Genomic DNA, 8,316 nt, shown 5'->3' on the forward strand with positions numbered 1-8,316 from the left:
AACCACTGCTTCTAAAGTAGAAGTGCTTTCTGATTTTGGAGGGAAAACTTTAAAAGTTACAGTTCTTTCGTCATTTTTTTGAGGAATTTCAAAAGCAATTGATGTTGGTTCAATTTTCCAAGTTTTGTCAATGTTTAAAGATAAAGTTCCTTTTGTGTTTTCGGTTTGTGAAATGATTTTAACCTGAATTTCTTTAGGTTGATTGTCGTTAAAAATTGATACTTTGTTTACAATAGAAGTTGTAACTTCTGGTAAAACAGTGAATGGAATGTAAGTTTCTCCAAATTCAGGATCATTTTTCTTGTAGACAACATTTTTAACGAATTCAATAGTTCTTCCTTCAATATTTACAGAAAAAGTTATAGGAAATTGTAATGTTTCTTCAGGTAAAATTCGAATGGCTTTATTGGAAACTTTATACATTCCAACCGTTGGTGTTTCTTTCAGCCAAAATAAATTAGAATAATCAAAATCAACTAGAATTGAATTACTATCTAACTTTAAACTAATTTTTGAATTGTTTTTTAAAGTTATATTTTTTTCTGAAGCCGTTTTATTTCCATAAGTAACAGCATTTAAAATCATATTTGCATCACTACGATTTATAGCTTCAATATTTAAAGAATAAGTATCAGATTTTGTTACTTTTTCAGTAGAACTAATAGCTTCTAAATATAAACCAGAACAGGCTTGAATTAGATTTGAAAGTTCATTTAATTTTATTTTTTTCCAATGAGAATCTTCTAATTTTTGGACTAATTTATATGCCTCAACTAATTGTGGAATATGCTTTTCTGGATTTTTAAAATTAAAGTTTTCTTCAATTGGATTTAAAATTTTGCCAATAGCTTCACCACCTTTTAAACGATTCCAAGAAGTATCTATTCCTTCAAAAATATTATCTGAAGCAGGTTTTGTCCCTTTTAAAAGTTCTAAATATTCAATTTCATCACCACGAGATCCTGTAGAGCCAAATCCTTGACAACGGTGTTGACTTCGACTTAAAGCAGCAATTTCAAAATTACTTTTTCCTAAAATCGGGAAGAATACATTAGCATTGATGGCAACTAAATTACTTTTATCGGCCTTATCAAATGCTTCTTGACTTCCATAAAACCAATACGAAGTATTAAAAAAGACACGTTTTGGTTTATTTTTAATTAAGTCATAAGCTTCTAAACTCAACATGGCACTTGCTGTATGATGGCCATGAGTTGTTCCTGGAGAACGATGATCAAAACGATTGATGATGATATCAGGTTGGAAGGTTTCAATAGTTTGAATTACATCATCTAAAACTTCTTGTTTGTTCCAAATGGTAAACGTTTCTGAAGGCAATTTTGAATACCCAAAATCATTGGCACGAGAAAAAAATTGTTGTCCACCATCGATTCTTCGTGCTGATAAAAGTTCTTGTGTTCTAATTGCTCCTAGTTGTTCTCTTAGTTGAGGTCCAATTAAATTTTGTCCACCATCACCTCGAGTTAATGATAAATAGGCAGTTTGTGCGTGATAATGATTCGAAAAATAAGAAATTAGTCGTGTGTTTTCATCGTCTGGATGAGCTGCTAAATATAAAACTGAACCTAAAAAGTTTAGTTTTTTAACTTGTTCATAGATTTCTCCAGTAGAAGGTTTTTTGGGTTGTTGTGCGCTTACAACTATAAAAGAAAATAGAAATAATAGGACAAATTTGAATTTTGATTGATGCATTTTTACTTTTTTATTAGCAATAGCTTCAAAAATAGCAATTATAAATTTGTCGTGAAGTATTTTCTGAAATTTTGGAATTTCTTTAACAAAAAATTAAGAGCAATAATTTAATTAGTATTGCTCTTAACTAGTTGGTTTATTATTTTGCTTTTCTATGTTTACAATAATAAAATTAAAAGCAGTACAATTAATATTATTGCACCAACAGATAAATAAACACCATTGCCAGTTGATCTTAATTCTTTTTTGATAACTCTTACTTCTTTTCTAAGTTCTTTTCGTTCAGATCTAGATAATTCAGATTTGTCCATTTCTTTGATTTCTTCTAAACGGTCAAGCATCACTTGTACTTTAGCAGGAACTTCTGGATTTGGATTGGCTGTAATTGTTTCGTTTGCAAATGTTAAAGTAGGAATTAATGACATGGTTAAGACCATAAGTAAAGTCATAAAAGACATTTTGTTGATAATAGTTTTCATAATTATTATTTTAAATTAGTTTCAATCATAGTGTAAAGTTCATCAAATTACACAAAAAATATGTTATATAATTTTAGGACATGCTTACATAATTTACATTTGCTATTTGTATTCTATAATTTTAGGTTTAGATAAATCAAAATTTTGAAAACCTATATCATCAGTTTTAAAAGCATTGGTTTTAAAAATGTTTTCGCCAATTCCAGGAATATTTGGAAAAAAGGAAAAGGAGATTTGAAAACTATCAAAAACCAAATAATCATTACTAATTACTAAACCAGCTCCATATTGTGAAAACATTTTGCTTCTCGTAAAGTGATTGTTATCATCACTTAGCATTCCAAAAGTATAACTTAGAAAAGGATTTAGACGAAATCCACCTAAATTCCAAGGAGAATAGCCTTGTGTTTGAAAAGTAAGCAGTAATTTTTTTGTACCAAATAGAATATCACTATTAAAACCTCTAATTCCATAATTATCATTCAGCGTCACCCTATCAAATCTAGAATCAATTCTGTTGGTTCCAATAATTAGTTCGGGTTTAATAAATTGCCTGAATTTCCATTTTTTACTTTCAATTAAATTTGTGAAATAAATCAGCTTTAGCGAAAGAGTAGTTTGTTCCGAAGAGTTTTTAGCAAAAGTGCCATATTCAATATTTGAACTCAGATAACCCCAATTGTAAAAATTTCCTAAACTAAATCTTCCTCCAAAATAATAACGATACGCATCATTTTTTCTTTGATAACCACCTGTTAATCCATAAGCAACTCCTGTTGGTATATCTTCAATTATTCCATAATTAAAAATATATTTTTCTTGTTTAAATTGTCGTGATGCAATTCCGATCCCCACTAAATATGATTGTTCATTGGAATAGTAATTTTTTTCATCATATAAAGGGGAAGCTTTTTCTAAATAATTGGTTCGATAAAAACGAGCTGATGTTATTAAATTTGTAGTTCTATCTCTTTCTGAATTACCTTTAAAAATTTTAAACGACCTTCCTAACCAAAAGTCTTGATTGTTGTATTTAAAATTTTGTTTATCGCTAATAAATGTTGTGTCAATAGGAATTTCGCTTCTAAATTGTTGCCCAATTTTAATTCCTCCAGCCCATTTCATAAAGGCAGAAATAAAAGGTCTTTCTATATTTATATTTTTTGTATAATTTCTATCTAAATCGATATCATAATTTAAAGTCGAACTTATATAGGTGTTTTTAAAATTGGGCACAATATAATTAACACTATAAGCATTGTCATTGCTAGTCAAACTTTTTTGGTATGAATTTTTTAGTTGATGTCCAAAGCCAAGAAAGTTATATTCGTTTAATTCAAAAGTTGATTTGTTGGTAGAAGAAGAAAAATTAGGAACAGTACTCCAAGCATCTAACACTTTAATGTAAATATCTATTGAATCTGATTTTTCTGAAATTAAACTAGCATCAATTTCTACTCTTCTAACATATTTTTGACTTCTTATGATACGTTTTGAGTCCTTTAATAATAAAGTGTCTAAAGGTTTGTTTTTCTTAATAAGTAACAAGTTCTTAATGGTCCAATTACTAGTTTTGTCATGAAATGAGTTTCCAGCTTTTTCTAATGAATTATGAGGTTTTTTTGTACTATCTGTGACTGAAAACCCAAATGGATCCATAACTTCTATAATTATATTCCTTATAATTTTACCTTCATAAGCAGAATAGTTTTTTTCTATTTTCTTTTTTATGGATGTAGTATCAGTTGACGGTTTTTTGCTAGGTTCAAATACAAGTTTGTGTAAAAATTTTGTAAAACGACTCTTCTCCGAATAGTTTTCAATGTTTTTGTACATTTTCATAGTATCTTTCTCTTTAAAATTTGTTTGAGAAATCCCTGAAGTACAATAGAGAAATACAAATAACAATAAAAGGCTGTTATTATTCATTTTGTAAGGATTTTTTAAAACTGAAAACAGATTTAATTTATGATTAATCTGTAAACTCTTTTACTTCAGAATGATTATCTAAAACTGAGATTCCTTTTTGCATTAGGATGTTATTTGGATAAGTAACAGTTTCTCCTTCTTGTGTTTTTAAAAGAATATAAAATGCTTTAATGTCAATGATTTCTCCAGAAATGGGAAAATCTTTATCTAAAATTTTAATATGATCTCCAATTTTAAATGGAAAAGCAAAAAAGATAATAATTCCAGCTGTAATATTACTTAATAGCGACCATTGTGCAAACGCGGCAACACCAACGACAGTAAAAATAGAAGAAATAAATAGAAAAAGTTGGTCTTTTTTTACACCCCAAATCACTATAATCGTAATAATAGCCAATAAACCAATTAGAAAATTGACATATTTAATAACCAAATTTGTTCTGTGTTCTAAAGCTTCGTGAGATTTTGCATATTTTCTTATTCCTTTGGCAAAAAAATAGCGAAGAACAACAACAATTAGTAAAACTATTAAAGTAGAAATTTCTTCATGTAAATATTTATTTTGAAAAAAATCAAGCATATTCTTTTAGTTTAGCGTAAAGTTTATCAACTGGTAATCCAACTACATTCGGATAAGAACCTTCAATTTTTGAAATTCCAATTAAACCAATCCATTCTTGAATTCCATATGCACCAGCTTTATCAAATGGTTTATAGTTGGCAATGTAATAATCAATTTCCTCTTTGCTCAAATTTACAAAAGTCACTTTAGTAATACTGTGAAAGACTTCCGATTTTAACGAAGTTTTAATACAAACAGACGTAATCACTTCATGGGTTTTTCCACAAATTGAATCTATCATTTCAAAAGCTTCCTCATAATCTTTTGGTTTGCCCAAAGCTTTGTTTTCGTGCCAAACAATGGTGTCACTTGTGATTAAAATTTCGTTTTCAGCTAATTCGTTTTTAAAGGCATTTGCTTTTAATTCAGCTAAGAAATCAGTTATTTCATGATGTTTTAAGTGATCAGGATAAATTTCTTCCACTTCTTTTAATTGAATGGAAAAAGCTAGACCTAATTCTTTACAATATTGTTGTCTTCTTGGAGAACCAGAAGCTAAAATAATTTTTTTATTTGGTAGAAAATTATCCAAGGTTTGAAATGTGATTTAAGTTATACGTAATTACGACTATCGATAAAATTCCAGTAATCATAACAAATTTTAAAACAGTGCTTAAGTAATTGAAATCCTTTTGTGTTTTTGCTTGCCAAAGTTTTGCGATAAAATACAACATTGGAGCAACGACCATAGCTAAAGTGTAATAAATAACATATTCTAGATTAGTAAAATTAGCATTCAAATAATAGAGTAGAGCTAAAAGCGGAATGAAACTTAATCCAAAAACCACTTTTTGTGTTTTCTTTTTTCCTAAATAAATTGGTAACGTATTCATTCCTGTTTTTAAATCACCATCATAGTCTTCAATGTCTTTTACAACTTCTCTTATGAAAGTCAACAAGAAAGCAAAAATGGCATAATCAATTATAATTTGAAATAAAACCCCTAAAAACTGACGATTTTCATTAGAAATTATTGGATACAAATCAAAAAGCCCAACTAGTAAAATACTAAAAGCTACTAGAAATGAAACCAAGAAATTTCCAGCTAAAAGACTTTGTTTAAATTGTGTTGCATAAAGATAGAGAATAAACGCAACTACAATAAAAATAGCAGCAAAACTCTCTTTAAAAATGATGTTTGACACAAAAAAACCAATTAGAACACCAATAATGTTTAATGTTATATAATAATTATAAGCTCTTGTCTCTGAAATAAATTTACCAATAATAACTTTTTCTGGCTTTGAAATGGCATCAGTTTCTTGATCTACAATATTATTAATGATGTAACCAGCAGCAGCAATACAAACCGTTGCGATTATTAATAAAATAAACTCAATATCATTTAATGCAAGTAATAAACCTTCTTGTTGTTTTAAAAATCCAAAATGAAAAACCGCTTGGACAAGGGCTATGATTAGTAGGTTTTGGTAACGTATTAGTTTTAGGAAATTCATATGTTTAGTGTTCAGTGTTCAGTGTTCAGTGTTCAGTATTCAGTATTCAGTGTTCAGTGATTAGTTTTTTAGTTTTCAGTTTTTACTCCGAATTTACTTGGATTTAGAATCATATAGTTTATTAGTTTTCCAACTTCATTGTTTTTTTCTGTTAAATATTGAAACGTTTCATTTGAAATATAGTTGCAAGCCAATGCAAATTCTAGCCAAGTTTGTGTTTCAGAATTTTCAGCATCACAATCGGTTAATTTACTATGAAAATGTTTTGGATAATCTCTTTTTCTATAAGCTTCAGCAATATTCGCACAAACACTTCTAGAACTTCTTCTAACTTGGTCAGTTAAAGAATAAGTTTCCTCTTTAGGAAATAATTTAGAAGTTTCAAAAATATTCATCGCTACTTCAAAGCCTTTTTTATATGCCAATAAATCCTGATATTTCATATTTAAATAATTATTACTGCCAACTTAATACTGAACACTGAACACTTGAAATTAGTCAAACTTCGCATCAAAATGTTCCATCCATTTGCCTTGCACTTTCATGACTTGTTCGATTACGTCTCTAACGCAACCCTTTCCACCGTTGATGTGCGAAATGTATTTGCTAATGTTTTTGATTTCTGGAACAGCGTTTTGTGGACAAGTTGGTAATCCAACTAATTTCATCACATGAAAATCTGGAATATCATCACCCATGTATAAAACTTGTTCCGGTTTGATGTTGTATAATTCGATAAATTCTTGAAAAGTTTCTACTTTATTGGGAACACCTAAATGAATATCTGTTATTCCTAAATTGCGTAATCGAACACGAACACCTTCATTACTTCCACCAGAAATGATGCAAACCGTATAGCCATTTTCAACAGCTGCTTTCATAGCATAACCATCGCGAATGTGCATATCGCGAAGCATTTCTCCGGTTTGAGTTACGTGAATAGTTCCATCGGTTAAAACACCATCTACATCAAAAATAAATGTAGTGATATCGTTCATTATTTCTTTATAGCTTTTTGACATTTTGTATGGATAATGTTATTTTTTGATATAATTCTTTATAAATCGGATTTTCTAAAGCTTCCAAATGTTTCTGAATCGTTGGTTCATCTTTTCTAATGGCTGGACCAGTTTGTGCTTCAGTTGGAGTTAGGGTTTTTATCTTATTAGCTGTTTCTTCAATTAAAGGCTGCAAGATAGCAAAAGGAACGTTATTTTCTTCACAAAGTGCGTTTCCAATTTGATACATGTGATTTGCAAAATTAGAAACAAAAACGGCTGAAATATGCAAACTTTTTCGTTGTTCACCATTTATAGCATAAACCGAATTGGATAGACTTTTAGCTAAATTTTCTATTGTTTTGTAATCTTCTACATTTTCAGTTTCTAGGCAAAAAGGAACTGATTTCATTTCAACTTCTTTGCTTTTTGAAAACGTTTGTAAAGGATAAAAAACACCACGTTTGTTTTTAGGATTAATGACATCAAAACCCATTGTACCAGAAGTATGAACTACTAATTTATGGGTAAACGGAATTTGATTAGAAACTTCTTCAATAGCTTTATCACTAACCGAAATTACATAGATATTAGCTTCTTTTAAATCAGCAAATGAAGTTGTTACTTTGTTGGAATCAATTATATTTTCAAGCGATTTTTTGGAACGAGCATAAACTTGTACTAAATCAATAGCAGCATTAGCTTCCATAACTTTTATAAGATGTGAAGCTACATTTCCTGAACCTAAAAGTACGACTTTAATCATTTGGCTAAATTACTATTTTTTTGAAGAATTAAATAGTTAGGAATAAACTTATGTTTTTAATTAAAAAAAAGACTTTTATTTCCTAAAATAGTTTATTTTTGATTTTCATTAATTAATTAAATATGAAGAAATTATACTTTTTATTGGTTTTAGTAATAGGTTTTGTTGGACAAGCACAAAATGTGAATATTCCTGATGCTAATTTTAAAACTATACTATTATATTCCTCAGCCACTAGTAATATTGCTAAAAACTTAGCTGGAGTTAAAATAAAAATAGATGCTAACAATGATGGTGAAATTCAGGAAAATGAAGCTGAGCAAGTTGGAAGCTTACAAGTAGATGGTTCAAA

General features: G+C 28.8%; 9 protein-coding genes and 1 pseudogene. 1 reads left to right on the forward strand and 9 read right to left on the reverse strand.

Annotated features, from left to right (window positions below):
- From AACZ53_RS12505 to AACZ53_RS12545, 9 genes are all read right to left on the reverse strand, one after another.
- The coding region (locus AACZ53_RS12505; protein ID WP_339839008.1) for a PIG-L family deacetylase at positions 1-1,713 on the reverse strand (1,713 nt) is incomplete at its 3' end.
- Between the two features lie 158 nt (positions 1,714-1,871).
- Complete coding sequence (locus AACZ53_RS12510; RefSeq protein ID WP_339839011.1) at positions 1,872-2,192, reverse strand: hypothetical protein; 321 nt, start codon at positions 2,190-2,192, stop codon at positions 1,872-1,874.
- 102 nt (positions 2,193-2,294) lie between these two features.
- A complete protein-coding gene (locus tag AACZ53_RS12515) occupies positions 2,295-4,121 on the reverse strand; it encodes a hypothetical protein (protein ID WP_339839013.1) in 1,827 nt (608 codons plus the stop codon).
- Positions 4,122-4,164: 43 nt separating this feature from the next.
- Positions 4,165-4,701, reverse strand: coding sequence for a mechanosensitive ion channel domain-containing protein (locus AACZ53_RS12520; RefSeq protein ID WP_339839015.1), 537 nt, complete (start codon positions 4,699-4,701; stop codon positions 4,165-4,167).
- Positions 4,694-5,275, reverse strand: coding sequence for a Maf-like protein (locus tag AACZ53_RS12525; protein WP_339839018.1), 582 nt, complete (start codon positions 5,273-5,275; stop codon positions 4,694-4,696). Before AACZ53_RS12525 ends, AACZ53_RS12520 begins: the two co-directional genes overlap by 8 nt.
- Positions 5,268-6,200, reverse strand: a complete 933-nt coding sequence (locus AACZ53_RS12530) for a geranylgeranylglycerol-phosphate geranylgeranyltransferase (protein WP_339839020.1) — start codon at positions 6,198-6,200, stop codon at positions 5,268-5,270. Before AACZ53_RS12530 ends, AACZ53_RS12525 begins: the two co-directional genes overlap by 8 nt.
- A 68-nt stretch (positions 6,201-6,268) precedes the next feature.
- Entirely contained in the window at positions 6,269-6,643 is a 375-nt protein-coding gene (locus tag AACZ53_RS12535; protein WP_339839022.1) for a four helix bundle protein, read from the reverse strand.
- Positions 6,644-6,694: 51 nt separating this feature from the next.
- Complete coding sequence (locus AACZ53_RS12540; RefSeq protein WP_339839024.1) at positions 6,695-7,222, reverse strand: HAD-IIIA family hydrolase; 528 nt, start codon at positions 7,220-7,222, stop codon at positions 6,695-6,697.
- Complete coding sequence (locus tag AACZ53_RS12545; RefSeq protein ID WP_339839027.1) at positions 7,206-7,964, reverse strand: DUF2520 domain-containing protein; 759 nt, start codon at positions 7,962-7,964, stop codon at positions 7,206-7,208. Before AACZ53_RS12545 ends, AACZ53_RS12540 begins: the two co-directional genes overlap by 17 nt.
- 122 nt (positions 7,965-8,086) lie before the next feature.
- Here AACZ53_RS12545 and AACZ53_RS12550 point away from each other — a divergent pair.
- A pseudogene (locus AACZ53_RS12550) lies at positions 8,087-8,316 on the forward strand (T9SS C-terminal target domain-containing protein); the annotation flags it as partial.

The organism is uncultured Flavobacterium sp. (assembly GCF_963975005.1).
Classification (GTDB): Bacteria; Bacteroidota; Bacteroidia; order Flavobacteriales; family Flavobacteriaceae; genus Flavobacterium.

What these genes read in the sequence shown, in the direction of transcription:
- AACZ53_RS12510 (WP_339839011.1), bottom strand. Translation starts at nt 2,192, where the DNA reads ATGAAAACTATTATCAACAAAATGTCTTTTATGACTTTACTTATGGTC.
- AACZ53_RS12515 (WP_339839013.1), bottom strand. Translation starts at nt 4,121, where the DNA reads ATGAATAATAACAGCCTTTTATTGTTATTTGTATTTCTCTATTGTACT.
- AACZ53_RS12520 (WP_339839015.1), bottom strand. Translation starts at nt 4,701, where the DNA reads ATGCTTGATTTTTTTCAAAATAAATATTTACATGAAGAAATTTCTACT.
- AACZ53_RS12530 (WP_339839020.1), bottom strand. Translation starts at nt 6,200, where the DNA reads ATGAATTTCCTAAAACTAATACGTTACCAAAACCTACTAATCATAGCC.
- AACZ53_RS12535 (WP_339839022.1), bottom strand. Translation starts at nt 6,643, where the DNA reads ATGAAATATCAGGATTTATTGGCATATAAAAAAGGCTTTGAAGTAGCG.
- AACZ53_RS12540 (WP_339839024.1), bottom strand. Translation starts at nt 7,222, where the DNA reads ATGTCAAAAAGCTATAAAGAAATAATGAACGATATCACTACATTTATT.
- AACZ53_RS12545 (WP_339839027.1), bottom strand. Translation starts at nt 7,964, where the DNA reads ATGATTAAAGTCGTACTTTTAGGTTCAGGAAATGTAGCTTCACATCTT.